The following is a 16523-nucleotide window of genomic DNA, read 5'->3' as shown; positions in this document are numbered from 1 at the left end:
TCGAAAGGGAAACAGCCCAGACCATCAGCTAAGGTCCCCAAGTGTGTGTTAAGTGGGAAAGGATGTGGAGTTGCACAGACAACCAGGATGTTGGCTTAGAAGCAGCCACCATTGAAAGAGTGCGTAATAGCTCACTGGTCGAGTGACTCTGCGCCGAAAATGTAACGGGGCTAAACACACCACCGAAGCTATGGCTTGATGCTTGCATCAGGGGTAGGGGAGCGTTGAATGCGGGTTGAAGGTGTACCGTAAGGAGCGCTGGACTGCATTCAAGTGAGAATGCCGGTATGAGTAACGAAAAGATCTGTGAGAATCAGATCCGCCGAAAGCCTAAGGGTTCCTGAGGAAGGTTCGTCCGCTCAGGGTAAGTCGGGACCTAAGGCGAGGCCGATAGGCGTAGTCGAAGGACAACAGGTCGAAATTCCTGTACCACCGTAATCCGTTATGAGCGATGGGGTGACGCAGTAGGGTAGTGACGCGGACTGATGGATGTCCGTCTAAGCAGTGAGGCTGGTGTGTAGGCAAATCCGCACATCGTTAAGGCTGGGCTGTGATGGGGAGCGAAAATTGTAGTAGCGAAGGTCATGATCTCAGACTGCCAAGAAAAGCCTCTAGCCAGGAGAAGGTGCCCGTACCGCAAACCGACACAGGTAGGCGAGAAGAGAATTCTAAGGCGCGCGGAAGAACTCTCGTTAAGGAACTCGGCAAAATGACCCCGTAACTTCGGGAGAAGGGGTGCCTCGGTAGGGTGAATAGCCCGAGGGGGCCGCAGTGAAAAGGCCCAAGCGACTGTTTAGCAAAAACACAGGTCTGTGCGAAGCCGCAAGGCGAAGTATACGGGCTGACGCCTGCCCGGTGCTGGAAGGTTAAGGGGAGTGGTAAGCCCTTCGGGGCGAAGCTATGAACCGAAGCCCCAGTAAACGGCGGCCGTAACTATAACGGTCCTAAGGTAGCGAAATTCCTTGTCAGGTAAATTCTGACCCGCACGAATGGCGTAACGACTTGGGCGCTGTCTCAACGAGAGATCCGGTGAAATTTTAATACCTGTGAAGATGCAGGTTACCCGCGACAAGACGGAAAGACCCCATGGAGCTTTACTGCAGCTTGATATTGAATTTGGGTACGATCTGTACAGGATAGGTGGGAGCCGTTGAATCTTGAGCGCCAGCTTGAGAGGAGGCATCCTTGGGATACCACCCTGATCGTATCTAGGTTCTAACTTGGTACCGTGAACCGGTACGAGGACAGTGTCAGGTGGGCAGTTTGACTGGGGCGGTCGCCTCCTAAAGAGTAACGGAGGCGCCCCAAGGTTCCCTCAGAATGGTTGGAAATCATTCGAAGAGTGCAAAGGCAGAAGGGAGCTTGACTGCGAGACCTACAAGTCGAGCAGGGACGAAAGTCGGGCTTAGTGATCCGGTGGTACCGCATGGAAGGGCCATCGCTCAACGGATAAAAGCTACCCTGGGGATAACAGGCTTATCTCCCCCAAGAGTCCACATCGACGGGGAGGTTTGGCACCTCGATGTCGGCTCATCGCATCCTGGGGCTGAAGTAGGTCCCAAGGGTTGGGCTGTTCGCCCATTAAAGCGGTACGCGAGCTGGGTTCAGAACGTCGTGAGACAGTTCGGTCCCTATCTGTCGTGGGCGTAGGAAATTTGAGAGGAGCTGTCCTTAGTACGAGAGGACCGGGATGGACGTACCGCTGGTGTACCAGTTGTTCCGCCAGGAGCACCGCTGGGTAGCTATGTACGGAAGGGATAAGCGCTGAAAGCATCTAAGCGTGAAGCCCCCCTCAAGATGAGATTTCCCAGTATGTAAGACCCCTTGAAGACGACGAGGTAGATAGGTTGGGGGTGGAAGTGCAGTAATGCATGGAGCTGACCAATACTAATCGGTCGAGGGCTTATCCTAAAATAAAACGCAATGAGTTTCGGATCCAGTTTTCAGGGTGTAACCTTGAAAGTATGTACAAGTGACATACAACAAGCGCATGGCTATTCATTCACACGATAAGTGATGAACCGAATAACCGTACGGTAGAATTTACGATGTAAATTCATGTTTGGTGGCGATAGCGGAGGGGTTCCACACGTACCCATCCCGAACACGACCGTTAAGCCCTCCAGCGCCGATGGTACTTGGACCGCAGGGTCCTGGGAGAGTAGGACGTCGCCAAGCAGAGCTTTATGATTAATATTCCCTGATAGCTCAGTTGGTAGAGCACTCGACTGTTAATCGAGTTGTCACAGGTTCGAGTCCTGTTCGGGGAGCCATTTGCTCTCATAGCTCAGCAGGTAGAGTGCATCCATGGTAAGGATGAGGTCACCGGTTCGAACCCGGTTGAGAGCTTGTTATAGGATGGCCCGTTGGTCAAGGGGTTAAGACACCTCCCTTTCACGGAGGTAACAGGGGTTCGAATCCCCTACGGGTCATAGGATATTATGGAGGCTTAGCTCAGCTGGGAGAGCATCTGCCTTACAAGCAGAGGGTCGGGGGTTCGAGCCCCTCAGCCTCCACCATTTTTCATCCTCTTACCTGGATGAAATCTTGGGGAGTTGTGAATCATATGCATATTGGGGATTAGCCAAGCGGTAAGGCAACGGACTTTGACTCCGTCATGCATAGGTTCAAATCCTATATCCCCAGCCATTAAGAGCCATTAGCTCAGTTGGTAGAGCACCTGACTTTTAATCAGGGTGTCGAAGGTTCGAGTCCTTCATGGCTCACCATTGTATTACATGCGCGTGTGGCGGAATTGGCAGACGCACTAGACTTAGGATCTAGCGTCTTTGACGTGGGGGTTCAAGTCCCTCCACGCGCATATTGTTTTTGCGGACGTGGCTCAGCGGTAGAGCATCGCCTTGCCAAGGCGAGGGTCGCGGGTTCGATTCCCGTCGTCCGCTCCATATTTGCGCCCTTAGCTCAGCTGGATAGAGCGTTTGACTACGAATCAAAAGGCCGGGAGTTCGAATCTCTCAGGGCGCGCCATATTTTAAAAAAATTATATCGGGATGTAGCTCAGCTTGGTAGAGCACCTGGTTTGGGACCAGGGGGTCGCATGTTCAAATCGTGTCATCCCGATACTATTTTGCGGGTGTAGTTCAATGGTAGAACTTCAGCCTTCCAAGCTGATAGCGTGGGTTCGATTCCCATCACCCGCTTACCGATTACCTAGAAGCCGAAAGGCTTCTTTTTATTTTGTCCACATTACATTTACTTTTATGTATATAAGCTAGTGCAATTATGTCTCCTGTCATGCACAGTTGGGGATGACTTGTGCATATTGTACATAGGCTCTTGTTACTTTTGACACCTAGATCCCGAATTTCCCCTCTAACGTACCCCTTTCTCCGGCAGTAAGGCTAATTTCGTGATCAAATCCTTTGAATATAGGAATCCTATAGCTATTATGGTACGAATTCATGGTGATAACTCGACAGTTGTTCTTGGGTTGTGCACATTTCCCTTTATTTATGTGGGTAAGAATCGAAGTGTTAAAGAGGAAACACCTTAGAAACACTGAGAAAATGGCTAATTTGTGTATATCTTTGTGGATAGAAGGCTAATAGAGTTGACTTTGTCAACAAATAATAAACATATACACACCTGTTGCATGAATTTGTACCTTTAAAAACAGACTCTTTATAAGAGACTGTGCATAATGTTTCACGCATCATTAGTGTATATATTAATTTCTATTTATTAATTTCATATTTATTCATAACAATCCAATATTTTCTCGAAAGAAGTAATTCAAAAAGATGATTTTTTACTGTAAATTTTGCAGCTTTTCATGCGTTTTTATTGTATGATGTTAAGAAAGTGTCAAATTTCGTGTGTATACGTACCTTTGCTACAACTGTATATGGTGTGGAACAGATCAGATGGGGGGAAAAGCATGACTGAGCTTACGTTAACCGCTAACAAAAACCAATCCAACAACCTGCTACGGCGGGACGTTCGTTTTCTAGGGAATATTCTTGGTGAGGTTTTGGTTCATCAGGGTGGCAACGAACTTTTGGATATCGTGGAGAAAATACGTGAGACAAGTAAATCGTTACGTGCCGGGTATCAGCCGGAGTTGTATGAGAATTTCAAACAAATGGTCAGCGGACTGGATACGGATATTCGTCACCAGGTTATTCGCGCGTTTGCGATTTATTTTCAGTTGGTGAATATCGCTGAGCAAAACCATCGTATTCGTCGTAAGCGGGATTATGAGCATTCCGCTGGTGAAGATGTTCAGCCCGGTTCCATTGAAAGTTCCGTTCAGGAGCTTAAACAAGGGGGCTTCTCCGCTGAGGACGTTAGCAACTTGCTGAAAGAGCTCTCTTTGGAGCTGGTCATGACCGCACATCCTACAGAAGCGACACGACGAGTAATTCTGGATATCCACAAGCGCATTTCCGAGGACGTCATGCTGCTGGATAATCCGATGCTTACCTTGCGTGAGCGGGAACAGGTACGGGAGAATCTGCTAAACGAAGTAATTACGTTGTGGCAGACAGATGAGCTGCGTGATCGCAAGCCAACTGTATTAGATGAAGTAAGAAATGGAATGTATTATTTTCACGAGACCTTGTTTCATGTACTGCCAGATGTATACCAAGAATTGGAACGATGTTTGGACAAATATTATCCCGAACAAAAATGGCACATACCCACTTATCTGAGATTTGGTTCCTGGATCGGTGGAGACCGGGACGGTAATCCGTCTGTGACAGCTCATGTGACTTGGGAAACGTTACGTATGCAGCGCAAGTTGGCTTTGAGAGAATATCAGCACACGTTAAAGGAACTCATGGGTTACTTGAGTTTCAGCACCAGCATTGTGCGAGTTTCCGATGATCTGCTGGCTTCTATTGAAGAAGACCGTACTCACATTACACTTAAAAAGATGGAAGTATGGCATAACGAAAAAGAGCCTTATCGCATTAAACTAGCATTTATGATTGCTAAAGTGAACAACATCCTGGATGAAAGCAAACAGGGCACCAATGAGCGTTATAATTCTGCGGAAGAGCTCATTGCAGACCTAAATGTTATTGACAACAGCCTGCGTCATCATTTTGCCGATTATGTAGCAAACACATATATTCAAAAGATGATTCGCCAGGTAGAGTTGTTTGGATTCCACACAGCTACGCTGGATGTGCGTCAGCATAGTCAAGAACATGAAAATGCGATGACTGAAATTCTTTCTAAAATGAATATTGTGTCGGATTACAGTAAGCTGTCAGAAGAAGAAAAAATAAATCTGCTGGAAAAGCTGCTGAATGAACCTCGTCCGATTACTTCACCGTATTTAAAATATAGCGATAGCACACAGGAATGTCTTGACGTATATCGTACGATTTATTTGGCTCAGGAGGAATTCGGCAAGCAGTCCATTACAAGCTACTTGATCAGTATGACTCAGGGAGCCAGTGACTTACTGGAGGTTATGGTCTTATCCAAAGAGGTGGGCCTGTTTCGCATCGAGAAGGATGGCACTGTTATCTGTACGCTGCAATCTGTTCCTTTGTTCGAAACGATAGATGATCTGCACGCTGCACCTGATATTATGAGAAGATTGATGAACCTGTCTGTATATCGACAATCTGTGGCTGCGATGGACCAGCTTCAGGAGATTATGCTGGGATACTCGGACAGTAATAAAGATGGCGGTGTGGTTACAGCGAACTGGGAACTTCGGGTTGCTATGAATAGCATTACGGAAGTAGTTAATGAATTTGGCGTAAAAGTGAAATTTTTCCACGGTCGTGGAGGTGCGCTGGGTCGTGGTGGAATGCCACTTAATCGCAGTATTTTGGCTCAGCCTCCTCATACGATTGGAGGCGGAATCAAGATTACGGAGCAAGGCGAAGTACTATCATCGCGATACTCGCTCAGAGGCATCGCGTACCGGAGCCTGGAGCAGGCAACATCGGCGCTGATTACGGCTGTGGCATATCATCGTTCCGGGAAGAAGGAAGTGTTTGAGGAGAGCTGGGAGGAGATTATCGCCCGCATTTCCCAAGTATCACTGGATAAGTATCAGGATTTGATTTTCCGAGATCCAGATTTCTTTAACTTCTTCAAAGAATCTACACCGTTGCCTGAGGTGGGCGAGCTGAATATTGGATCTCGTCCGTCCAAGCGTAAGAACAGCGAACGTTTTGAGGACTTGCGCGCCATTCCATGGGTTTTTGCATGGACACAAAGCCGTTACTTATTACCTGCGTGGTATGCGGCTGGAACAGGTTTGCAAAGCTTCTATCAAAACAATGAGGATAACCTTAAAGTGCTGCAAACGATGTTTAGGGACTCTGCTTTCTTCCGGTCACTTATTGATACACTGCAAATGGCAATCGCTAAAGCGGATTTACTGATTGCAGAAGAGTACGCTGGGATGTCGGATAACGAAGAGGCCCGGCAGCGCATTTTCGGGCAGATTTCAGCGGAGTTCAAGCTGACATCTGAGTTGATTTTGAAAATAACCGGACAATCCGAGATTTTGGACGACGTGCCGGTTATTCAGGAATCTATCCGGTTACGTAATCCTTATGTCGATCCGTTAAGTTACTTGCAGGTTCAATTGCTAAGTGAGCTACGGGAGCTGCGGGATCAGAACGGTGATGACACTGAAATGCTGCGTGAGGTATTGTTGACGATTAACGGAATTGCCGCAGGCTTAAGAAATACGGGCTGATATAGTGTGGTTGTACGAATACAGGCAATCGGGTACTCATGGGGTGCCCGATTGTGCTGTTTGTATATTGATGGCAGGTGTGCTTGCAGTTAGTAACAATACTACAGTTGATTTCCGGATAAAATTAAACTACGATGAATAATCATAAACATGTAGTAAGTAACCCATCAGCAAGTCTGGGGGAGTATAGAGTGGATAATATGGAAAGCCGCTTGGTGAGGCTGGTACAGAAAGGCGATCAGCGAGCTTTTGCGGAGTTAGTCGAGTTATATAAAGATCGGATTTTTCATCTTTCCTACCGGATGCTAGGTAATCGCCATGAGGCGGAGGATCTGGTGCAGGAAACTTTTTTGCGTGTGTATCGTAATTTGGAAAAATACGATCATGGACAGAAGTTCTCAACCTGGATTTATCGAATTGCTACAAATCTGTGCATTGATCGTCTGCGAAGGAGAAAACCTACATACTCACTTGATGCTGAAATGAATGATCAGGAAGGTGTCGATGGGTACGCCATGCTCGCCAGTGAAGAGCTTACCCCTGAGGGGAGTACGCTTCTGTCCGAAACGCAGGCTTTAATTCATGACGCCATTGACAGCCTTCCGGATAAATATAGGACGATTATGGTTTTACGGTACTTGCAGGAGCTTTCCTTACAGGAAATCAGCGATGTGCTCAATCTCCCAGTCACCACGATTAAGACAAGAGTACACAGGGGCCGGGATTTTCTGCGCAAAAAACTGGAGCACAAGCTATAGATCATGCGCATAGATTCTAGGAAAAGAGTCTGCGTAGATGTTTTTATGAAACATAATGCTCGTTGTAACGTATGTAAGATGAGCAAAGTTTCTAAGCCGGAGCATGTTATGTTGAGAAACACGGAAGAATATTAGAAAGGATTGGCTCATATGGATTGCAAACAAGCCGTCTCTTTTATGCATGACTATCTAGATGGCGACCTGTCTGAGCAGGACAAACATGAGTTGGAACAGCACTTGTTAGACTGCCCGGAATGCCGCATGCGTTTTAAAGAGCTGGAGCGGACGGATGCGATGCTTTACGGTACACGCTATCATCAAGTGCCGTGTGTATCGGATGAGCTGACATTTCGCATTATGAATGCTTTGCCACCGCATAAAAGACAGACTGCGGTGCCTATGCTGACGTGGGTGAAAAGGCATCCCGCTGTAACAGCCGCTGCCTTCTTCCTTATTGTTATATGCTCAAGCATGGCCAGCTTTTCTAGCACGGACCATCAATTGGTAGTCAAAGGAAGCCAACTGGATCAAGTCGTTATTCAGGGTGATACTGTGATTGTGCCTGAAGGGAAATCCATTGCCGGAGATCTAACAGTGCAAAATGGTGAAGCCCGTGTATACGGCGATGTGGAAGGAAATGTAACTGTAATTGATGGTTCTTATTATCAAGCGTCCACCGCTCATATTGCAGGACAGGTTAAAAGTATTGATCAAACCTTGGATTGGATATGGTACAAGGTTACTGATTTATTCGGGGGACCTTCTTCTCCATAAAAGAAGCTTGAAATGGCAAGGACGATATCGAGCGCCTCTTTCCGCTGGAAAAGGCGTTTTTTTGTATATGAAGCTGGCGAATTGTACTGTATTTTACTGATTTTAGCGGTTCTTTTGTCACACAGCTTGCAACGTGAGCCTGATCGTTATAACCTAGATAGAGAGAGCATACTGTGTACATATTACACCCACTCACTACAGAAAATTGCGGGGGCATGCGCATGTTGGATTATTTTGCGGACCTGACTTGGAAAGAGTCCATTAAAGATATTATCGACATTTTGATCGTAACCTATATTATGTATCAGCTTATTTTACTTGTTCGCGGAACGCGTGCAGTACAATTGTTGAAAGGGATTCTGTTTCTGGTTGTCATTTGGGCGGTTAGCACCTGGTTTGATTTGTATACGCTCAAGTGGTTGATGAACCAGATGTTCACCTTTGGTGTGGTGGCTATCTTTATTATTTTTCAGCCTGAGTTGCGTCGTGCACTAGAACAGTTGGGACGTGGCAAACTATTTGGGCGTTCGTCTGCGGATGATGAAGAAATTAACAAGTTAATTGGAGAAATGATTAAGGCGCTGAATTATTTATCACGTAGGAAAATAGGAGCTTTGGTCGTATTTGAGCGTGAGACAGGGCTAAACGAATATACAGAGTCTGGTATCAAGACACAGGCTGTAGTCAGTTCTGAACTGCTAATTAACATCTTCATTCCTAATACACCTCTGCATGATGGTGCGGTGATTATTCAAAATAAACAGATTGCTTCTGCGGCCTGTTATTTGCCATTATCGGAAAATCCGTTCATCAGCAAGGAGCTGGGAACCCGTCACCGTGCTGCGATTGGGGTGAGTGAGGTAACGGATGCCGTAACTGTCGTGGTATCAGAGGAAACAGGGCAAATTTCTTTGGCCATTAATGGACAGGTCGTGCGCGACATTAAGGAAGAATCCCTAATCTCCAAGCTGTATGAGGAGTTGCGGCCAACACCGTCTTTGAAGGAAAAACGCGGCTCATTCTGGAATCGGAGGGGAGGCCGTGGAAATTCATGATGGACAAATGGATTAACAATAATACGATTTCCAAGATATTGGCGCTTGCGGTTGCTGTCCTGCTGTGGGGAATGGTCCATCTAGATACAGGTACACCTTCATCTACGCTGACCGTTTCTTATAATAATAAAGTGATAGATAATGTGGGCATTCAGGCCAGTGGTCTGGATGAATCAAAATATGTATTGTCAACCATGGATACTGACCATGTTAAGATGGAGGTCAGGGGACAGCGCTCTGTGCTGACTTCCTTTTTTGCGGATAATTATCAGGCAAAGCTAAACTTAAACGGCTTAGGGGCAGGTACTAAAACATTGTCCCTCGAACCGGACTTGCCGGATGGAGTGGAATTGGTATCTATGACTCCTAACCGTGTTACAGTGACGATTGAGGAAAAACAAACGAAATCATTTAATGTATCTATAGTTCCTCAAGGAAATCCAGATGCGGGACTACAGCTTGGTAAGCCTGTGATTGCTCCTCAAACCGTGAAGGTTACCTTGCCCAAAAGCCAGTTGAGTACTGTCACTGCTGTTCAGGGGGCTGTTAATACAGATGGCATCTCAGAAAAGTTTGAACAGAAGCGTGTAAAACTGAAGGCTTATAACAAAAAGGGACAGGAACTTACAGGAGCGGTCATTGAGCCATCCACTGTTTCCGTTGAAATTCCGGTAACTCAGCAGGCAAAATCTGTGCCTGTTAAGATTGTCTATTCCGGAGAGTTGCCAGACGGATTGGCGCTTTCTAAAGTCAATGCAAACATGAAAGAAGCGGCGGTATATGCATCGCAGGATGTATTGAGCAGTCTTAGCTCTTACGTCACGGCTACATTGGATTTAAGTCAATTCACGGAAGCGGGGACCCGTACAGTTCAAGCTAATTTGGCAGCCCCCTCAGGTTCTGATAAAATCGAGCCAGGGTCAATACAAATTCAGGTGACCGTCGTTCCTTCCAATGAAGTCACAGATACGGAACGGACGCTGTCAGGCATCCCAATCGTTTTACAAGGTGCAGGAGATGGAGCGACTGCGACTGTTACAGCGCCCGCAGGCAAGACGATGGATGTTACTGTGAGGGGCCCGCAGGATATGGTAAACAATTTAACCAATGATGATATCAGTTTGGTGGCAGATGTAAGTGGCCTCGCGGCTGGTCAACACGAGGTTACTCTGAAAGTAGGCTTGCCTAAATATATTACGCAAGCCGGGAATGCCAGCCAACTAAAGGCAACGGTCAACATTGAGAGCCCTTCTACGCCTGCTGTAACGAATCCGAATAGTGAGAATGAATCAAACCCCTCTGGTAGTGGTGATAAGGGGCAGGAGAGGCCACAGGAGGGGCAAGGCAATCAAGGTGGAAACTCTGACGCTAATACCGGGGACAACGCAGCTGCGGAGGATAAAACAAATCCTCATAACGGCGCAGATTCTTCTGCGAATGGAACCTCGGAGAACAGTCAGCCATAACATGTTTTATCTGTAGTAAATAATCATGATTTATTAGACAAAAAAAGGGAGTCATTTTACATGGGGAAATATTTTGGTACAGATGGTGTACGAGGCGTTGCTAATCAGGAACTTACAGCCGAACTGGCATATAGTATTGGCCGCTGCGGCGGATATGTTTTAGCAGGTAATGTAGAGAAACCGACAGTTGTTATTGGCATGGATACACGGATATCCGGACTGATGCTGGAATCGGCTCTTGTAGCCGGTTTGCTGTCCATTGGGGCTAATGTGGTTCGTCTAGGTATTGTTTCGACACCTGGGGTGGCATATCTCACACGTCAATTGAAAGCTGACGCTGGTGTAATGATCTCAGCATCACACAATCCAGTTGAAGACAACGGCATTAAGTTTTTTGGCGGCGACGGTTTTAAATTGACAGACGAAACGGAATTAAAAATTGAAGAGCTGATGGATGCAAAAGAAGACCAACTGCCTCGTCCGATTGGTGGCGGATTGGGAACGGTTGTTGTAGACGAGCACTCCCGCTATGATTATCTGGAGTTCTTGAAAACAACAATTAGTCATTCTTTTGAAGGGTTAAAAATTGTACTGGATTGTGCAAACGGAGCAGCTTATGAGCTGGCGCCGAAGCTTTTTGCAGAATTGGGAGCTGAGGTACACACCATCGGTGCCGAGCCAAACGGTTTGAATATCAATGATCATTGCGGCTCGACTCATCCTGAAAAGCTGAAAGAGGAAGTACGCCGCTTGAAAGCAGATATTGGTTTGGCCTTTGACGGCGATGCCGACCGTCTGATCGCGATTGATGAGAACGGAGAAGAGGTAGACGGCGACTATATTCTCTGCATTTGCGGAGATGCAATGAACCGCGCGGGAAAACTTAAGGATAGCACCATTGTATCGACAGTGATGAGTAATATCGGTTTTTATAAAGCTACTGAAAGGCTGGCACTCAAGACTGCAAAAACTGCGGTCGGGGACCGTTATGTGATGGAAGAAATGCGTCGGGGTGGATTTAATCTGGGCGGTGAGCAGTCTGGTCATGTTATTTTCCTGGATCACAATACGACAGGCGATGGCATGCTGACCGGGATTCAGCTGGTAGATACCTTGAAAGCTTCTGGCAAGAAAATGAGTGAGCTAAAATCGCTCATGAAACAGTATCCGCAAGTGCTCGTAAATGTGCGTGTGCAGGACAAACGCAATTACGAGGGGAATCCTGCTATTGCAGAAGCAATTGAGCAGGTGGAACAACAATTGGGCGATAATGGGCGTGTATTGGTCCGTGCTTCAGGCACAGAATCACTTATTCGTGTGATGGCCGAAGGCCCGGATAAGGACGAACTGGAGCAATTTGTCGGTCAGATCGTAGATGTCGTGAAGAAAGAATTAGTTTAAAATTTTGTAAACGTCGGTTGCCTGTGAAAAAGAAGCAGGCAACGGCGTTTGCGGTTATTTACTAACGATTTATGGCCTTCATGGTGTAATTATGAATAAAGTGTCATTGCCAAATGATACTTAGCTGAATATAATATAGGGATGTTGTGACTCAGATAGAGAAAGCGAGGGTTGTAAGGTAACGTAATACAAGCGCCAGAGCTTGATTTTGTGCGGGAGGAACTTGGTGGAGAAGCAACGGATTCAGTTGAGATAAAGTTGCTCGCAAATCGGTTCACGACAAAACAAGCTGACGAGGTGAAGGTGTTCGAAACATTCGGCGGGGACCTTCCGGTGAAGCATCAAGCCGTAAATCGGCAGCGGAAAATGAACAGGCAACTGTTTACACAACGCACCGGTAGATGCCTTTATTATTTTATAACCTAAATTATAAGATTCATTTCATGAATGTGCGGCCATCATCATTGGCGTGCGCGGTTTGGGAATTTCGTTACATTCGTGAAGAGATGCCTGTAAATTCTATAGTTATCATTGACAACTTCATAGATGAATGAACTTTATTCCACAATCTACCGCACACGTTAGTCCTGTGATGAGTCGTCTTGTGAAATGATGATCGGGAGGATAACGAATATGTGTGGCATTGTAGGATATATTGGTAATCAGAATACACAAGAGGTATTGATTGACGGATTGAAGAAGCTGGAGTATCGCGGTTATGACTCTGCCGGTATTGCCGTGTTTACAGATTCAGGATTGCAAGTAGCTAAGGCTAAAGGTCGTCTGGCAAATCTGGAAGCTAAACTGGATGGTACGCCATTGGTAGGCCATGCAGGTATCGGACATACACGTTGGGCAACGCACGGTAAGCCTTCTGATGAAAATTCCCATCCACATTTGGATGAGAGCCAAAAGTTCTCTGTAGTTCACAACGGAATTATTGAGAACTATCTGGAGCTGAAGGAGCAGCTGATCAGCGAAGGTCATACCTTTATTTCCGAAACGGACACGGAAGTTATTTCCCATCTGGTTGCGCGTGAATATAAAGGGGATATCGTTAAAGCAGTACAAAAAGCAATTACCTTTATGCGCGGTGCTTTTGCACTGGGTGTGCTGACAGAGCATGAGCCTAATAAGCTGGTTGCTGTTCGTCAAGCTAGCCCGCTGGTTATTGGTGTGGGAGAAGGCGAGAACTTTATCGGTTCCGACATTCCGGCTATTCTGAAATATACACGCAATGTATTTATTTTGAACGATGGCGAAATGGCTGTTTTGACCAGTGATGCTGTCGAATTAATGACAATCGAAGGCCAATTTATTTCTCGGGAAATGATTCATGTCGAATGGGATGCTGTAACAGCGGAAAAAGGCGGCTATGAGCATTTCATGCTGAAAGAAATTCACGAGCAGCCTAAGGCTTATCGTGACACAATGTTGGGCCGTATCGATAAAGATACTAAAAAAGTTGTTCTTCCTGAGCTGAAGCTGACAGAAGAACAAATTAAAAATATCCGCAACATTCAAATTGTTGCGTGTGGTACAGCTTACAATGCTGGTTTGATTGGTCGTACAGTTATTGAAAGTCTGGCCCGTATACCGGTAGAAAATGATGTGGCTTCCGAATATCGTTATCGTTCACCTATCGTAACACCAGAGACATTGGTGATCGTGGTGAGCCAATCCGGTGAAACTGCTGACACGTTGGCAGCACTGCGTGAAGCACAAGCAAACGGCGCTCATGTACTGGCGATTACAAACGTAGTCGGTAGCTCCATTGCCCGTGATGCAGATGATGTGTTGGTTACACTGGCAGGACCGGAAATTGCCGTAGCCTCCACTAAAGCATATTCTTCGCAGTTGATTGCGTTCTATCTGTTTGGTTTGTATCTCGCTCAAGTGCGTGGCACACAAACGGATGAGCAAGTAGCTCATGTGCTGGCTGCTATGGAATCCCTGCCAGAGCAAGTGGAAGAGATGCTGGGTAAAGCAGATGCGATCAAAGCCTATGCTGAGCAAATTGCAAGCCACAAGCACCTGTTCTTTATTGGTCGCGGTCAGGACTATGCTGTAGTACAGGAAGGCTCCCTGAAGCTCAAGGAAATTTCCTACATTCATTCCGAGGCTTATGCTGCGGGTGAATTGAAGCATGGTACACTGGCATTGATTGAAGACGGCATTCCGGTTATCGCTTTGGTAACACAGGAATCAGTGTTGGAGAAAACCGTGAGCAACATTAAGGAAGTTAAAGCTCGTGGTGCAGATGTTCTTGCGATTACGTACGAAGAGCACGCAGTTGAGTTGCTGAAGTCCGTGGATCAGGTATTTGCCATTCCAAAGACACTTCCAATCCTGTCTGCTGCAATTTCGGTTGTATCTCTCCAACTGTTGGCTTACTACGCTTCTCTTGCACTGGGTCATGATGTTGACAAACCACGTAACCTGGCGAAAAGTGTTACCGTAGAATAAGCTTTAGTAAAGTGCTGATTAAATTGTCTGGTGATAAAAAAGTGTGGAACCAGTCATTTTACAAACATCAAAAAAGATCCCGATGATATATCGGGATCTTTTTTTTGCTTAGGAGGGCAATTATGTCTACCATAGGCCAACGAATTCGAACTATTAGAAAAAACAATTTTAATCAAATAAAGTTTGCAAATATAATTGAAATTTCTCAGGCAACGTTGAGTGAGCTGGAGCAAGATAAATACAAACCCTCTCTTGATGTACTTATAGTAATTAAAGCAAACTTCAATTCCCATAAAGAGTAGTTAATCTTTGGAGATACGCCTGTATCAAAGAACACTATTTTTAATTATGAGGAAAAAGCTCATGTACGGTTTGATGAGGAGGGGCAGAATTTATCTGCTCTTTACTTAGCAGAGGGGCAGTGAAGACGGCTGGAAAAAACTATGCCGGCTGTCATCCGGGCGGACGCTACGGCCAGCTTCCAGCCGGGCAGTCATCAGGTGTTCCAACCGAGTATCCAACGGATTTTCCAGCAGAATATCCAGCTGACATCCAGTCACGTTTCCAGCCAGGCTTCCAGAAATTCGTTAGGTATTTATGTTAAGTTATCGCAAAGCGAAAGGATTCGGAGCACCGGTAGAGAATATTTACAGGGAAGATCTCCCAAATCGCTAGCACCCCGCCTGAATGTCGACACGCTTCGAATTCCTCGATTGATGGCAAACCATTCCCAGCGTTTCTTTTCCATTCGCTCTTTCTAGGCAAGATGTTAACACCTTATGTTAGACAGACCAAATTTAACTAAAATTTTACTATACATTCTTCGGAATTTTGATATAATTTTACCTAGATCGACTTTCCAATTATGATATAAAATAGAATTGGATGGTTTTTATACCTATCCAAGCTGTGCGCGAGAGACCAGTCCACTGGTTACCCGGCTTGCAGGAACCGACAATTGTGGAAAATGACGGCGCAGAATATGTTGCTCCATGACGTCAGAAGGTTCAGAAAGGATGAAGCCAACCTTATCCCAATTCCGATGGAGGATGAAGTGCGTGAGCATTTTTGAATAGCTGGAATCCAACGTAAGACCTTACTTCAGAAGCTTTCCGGTGGTATTCGACCGGGCCAAGAGGGACCTGATATATTCTGAGGACGGAAAAGCCTATATTGATTCTTTGGGCAGGTGTCGAGGCGCTGAATTCGGTCATAACAACGATTATATCAAGGACCGGGTTCTCGATTACTTGACCTCCGACCGGATTATGCACGGTTTGGATATGTATACAATGGCCAATCGCGAATTCATCCAGAGCCTCTCGGAGCGGATCCTGGAGCCGAAGAAGCTGAATGACAAGCTTCAAATCTGCGGTCCGACGGAGACGAACGCGATGGAAGCGGCACCATTCGTCACATCTAATCGTCAGGAAAAGCTCACTACCGCGCAGCCGAATTTTTACTTATCCACACCAGGGCTGCGGGAAATACACAAATCGTACATAGAGTGTATCAATACCCCTTAAATATAAGCTTCGACCAAGGCAGCTCCGGTGCCGAATCCGGAGGTACGGCCGACTTCCTGCTGGCCGACCGGTAACCCTACAGCAAGCCTACATCGATGGGATGAACATCCCTTGTCCACCCCCAAATTCAATTCCGAACCCAATGTTAAACCAAAGCCCGTCTTCGGGCGGCTCGTCCGCAGCAAGCATATTGAAGCAGAGGAGCCGGAAGCAGACGCATCTCTTGCGTAAAACGATGCTCTTTGTTGTCTTTCACGCATGGTAGCCGAGCGGGACAACTGCTAGGCAGAGAATTGCCGCATGCGATCAACCGGGCAAGTGAAGCGGTGACCTGGCGAAAGCCATTGATATTGTTGTCACATGTTTGAAAAGGCGGGGAGCGTTGC

At 46.3% G+C, this 16523-nt stretch carries 10 protein-coding genes, 11 tRNA genes, 2 rRNA genes and 1 pseudogene (1 of these 24 only partly in view); all 24 read left to right on the top strand.

The window, feature by feature from the left end; genetic code table 11:
• A 23S ribosomal RNA gene (locus KAI36_RS23435) occupies positions 1 to 1911 on the top strand (it extends 1017 nt beyond the left edge of the window).
• A 150-nt stretch (positions 1912 to 2061) separates the two neighbouring features.
• Positions 2062 to 2178: ribosomal RNA gene (rrf, locus tag KAI36_RS23430) — 5S ribosomal RNA — on the top strand.
• A gap of 19 nt (positions 2179 to 2197) precedes the next feature.
• A tRNA-Asn gene (locus KAI36_RS23425) sits at positions 2198 to 2273 on the top strand.
• Between the two features lie 3 nt (positions 2274 to 2276).
• Positions 2277 to 2349 (top strand) — tRNA-Thr (locus KAI36_RS23420).
• Between the two features lie 11 nt (positions 2350 to 2360).
• Positions 2361 to 2432: transfer RNA gene (locus tag KAI36_RS23415), tRNA-Glu, on the top strand.
• Between the two features lie 11 nt (positions 2433 to 2443).
• Positions 2444 to 2519 (top strand) — tRNA-Val (locus KAI36_RS23410).
• A 55-nt stretch (positions 2520 to 2574) separates the two neighbouring features.
• Positions 2575 to 2649 (top strand) — tRNA-Gln (locus tag KAI36_RS23405).
• Positions 2650 to 2653: 4 nt separating this feature from the next.
• Positions 2654 to 2729, top strand: a tRNA-Lys gene (locus KAI36_RS23400).
• 11 nt (positions 2730 to 2740) lie between these two features.
• A tRNA-Leu gene (locus tag KAI36_RS23395) sits at positions 2741 to 2821 on the top strand.
• Between the two features lie 10 nt (positions 2822 to 2831).
• Positions 2832 to 2906: transfer RNA gene (locus tag KAI36_RS23390), tRNA-Gly, on the top strand.
• 5 nt (positions 2907 to 2911) lie between these two features.
• Positions 2912 to 2988, top strand: a tRNA-Arg gene (locus tag KAI36_RS23385).
• 19 nt (positions 2989 to 3007) lie between these two features.
• Positions 3008 to 3081, top strand: a tRNA-Pro gene (locus tag KAI36_RS23380).
• A 9-nt stretch (positions 3082 to 3090) separates the two neighbouring features.
• A tRNA-Gly gene (locus KAI36_RS23375) sits at positions 3091 to 3161 on the top strand.
• A 737-nt stretch (positions 3162 to 3898) separates the two neighbouring features.
• Positions 3899 to 6691 carry a phosphoenolpyruvate carboxylase gene (ppc, locus tag KAI36_RS23370; protein WP_025720022.1) on the top strand — a complete coding sequence of 931 codons (2793 nt, stop codon included), beginning with the start codon at positions 3899 to 3901 and terminating at the stop codon, positions 6689 to 6691.
• 191 nt (positions 6692 to 6882) lie between these two features.
• Complete coding sequence (sigW, locus tag KAI36_RS23365; protein WP_016818747.1) at positions 6883 to 7449, top strand: RNA polymerase sigma factor SigW; 567 nt, start codon at positions 6883 to 6885, stop codon at positions 7447 to 7449.
• A 150-nt stretch (positions 7450 to 7599) separates the two neighbouring features.
• Complete coding sequence (locus KAI36_RS23360) at positions 7600 to 8223, top strand: anti-sigma factor (protein WP_013312128.1); 624 nt, start codon at positions 7600 to 7602, stop codon at positions 8221 to 8223.
• A 221-nt stretch (positions 8224 to 8444) separates the two neighbouring features.
• Entirely contained in the window at positions 8445 to 9278 is an 834-nt protein-coding gene (gene cdaA, locus KAI36_RS23355) for a diadenylate cyclase CdaA (RefSeq protein ID WP_013312127.1), read from the top strand.
• Complete coding sequence (locus KAI36_RS23350; RefSeq protein WP_013312126.1) at positions 9275 to 10744, top strand: CdaR family protein; 1470 nt, start codon at positions 9275 to 9277, stop codon at positions 10742 to 10744. The genes cdaA and KAI36_RS23350 overlap by 4 nt, the downstream gene beginning before the upstream one ends.
• A 60-nt stretch (positions 10745 to 10804) precedes the next feature.
• Positions 10805 to 12145 carry a phosphoglucosamine mutase gene (gene glmM, locus KAI36_RS23345; protein ID WP_220026158.1) on the top strand — a complete coding sequence of 447 codons (1341 nt, stop codon included), beginning with the start codon at positions 10805 to 10807 and terminating at the stop codon, positions 12143 to 12145.
• Positions 12146 to 12778: 633 nt separating this feature from the next.
• A complete protein-coding gene (gene glmS, locus KAI36_RS23340; protein ID WP_071643165.1) occupies positions 12779 to 14611 on the top strand; it encodes a glutamine--fructose-6-phosphate transaminase (isomerizing) in 1833 nt (610 codons plus the stop codon).
• Between the two features lie 122 nt (positions 14612 to 14733).
• Positions 14734 to 14913, top strand: a complete 180-nt coding sequence (locus tag KAI36_RS23335; RefSeq protein WP_220026157.1) for a helix-turn-helix domain-containing protein — start codon at positions 14734 to 14736, stop codon at positions 14911 to 14913.
• Positions 14914 to 15054: 141 nt separating this feature from the next.
• Positions 15055 to 15372 (top strand): hypothetical protein, encoded by a 318-nt coding sequence (locus KAI36_RS23330; protein WP_220026156.1) that lies wholly within the window; start codon positions 15055 to 15057, stop codon positions 15370 to 15372.
• A gap of 315 nt (positions 15373 to 15687) precedes the next feature.
• Positions 15688 to 16017: pseudogene (locus KAI36_RS27510) on the top strand (diaminobutyrate--2-oxoglutarate transaminase); the annotation flags it as partial.
• Positions 16018 to 16379: 362 nt separating this feature from the next.
• Positions 16380 to 16505: a hypothetical protein gene (locus tag KAI36_RS27505; RefSeq protein ID WP_258382220.1), complete on the top strand. Its 126-nt coding sequence runs from the start codon at positions 16380 to 16382 to the stop codon at positions 16503 to 16505.
• Positions 16506 to 16523: the final 18 nt, after the last annotated feature.

This window comes from Paenibacillus sp. S02, assembly GCF_019454065.1.
GTDB classification, from domain to species: domain Bacteria; phylum Bacillota; class Bacilli; order Paenibacillales; family Paenibacillaceae; genus Paenibacillus; species Paenibacillus polymyxa_B.
The sequence above is the reverse complement of the archived record's forward strand: the minus strand, read 5'-3'. Positions and strand labels throughout refer to the sequence as shown.

Excerpts from the sequence above, each read along its gene's own strand:
- ppc (WP_025720022.1), top strand. The coding sequence starts at position 3,899 with ATGACTGAGCTTACGTTAACCGCTAACAAAAACCAATCCAACAACCTG.
- KAI36_RS23360 (WP_013312128.1), top strand. The coding sequence starts at position 7,600 with ATGGATTGCAAACAAGCCGTCTCTTTTATGCATGACTATCTAGATGGC.
- cdaA (WP_013312127.1), top strand. The coding sequence starts at position 8,445 with ATGTTGGATTATTTTGCGGACCTGACTTGGAAAGAGTCCATTAAAGAT.
- KAI36_RS23350 (WP_013312126.1), top strand. The coding sequence starts at position 9,275 with ATGATGGACAAATGGATTAACAATAATACGATTTCCAAGATATTGGCG.
- glmM (WP_220026158.1), top strand. The coding sequence starts at position 10,805 with ATGGGGAAATATTTTGGTACAGATGGTGTACGAGGCGTTGCTAATCAG.
- glmS (WP_071643165.1), top strand. The coding sequence starts at position 12,779 with ATGTGTGGCATTGTAGGATATATTGGTAATCAGAATACACAAGAGGTA.
- KAI36_RS23335 (WP_220026157.1), top strand. The coding sequence starts at position 14,734 with ATGTCTACCATAGGCCAACGAATTCGAACTATTAGAAAAAACAATTTT.
- KAI36_RS23330 (WP_220026156.1), top strand. The coding sequence starts at position 15,055 with ATGCCGGCTGTCATCCGGGCGGACGCTACGGCCAGCTTCCAGCCGGGC.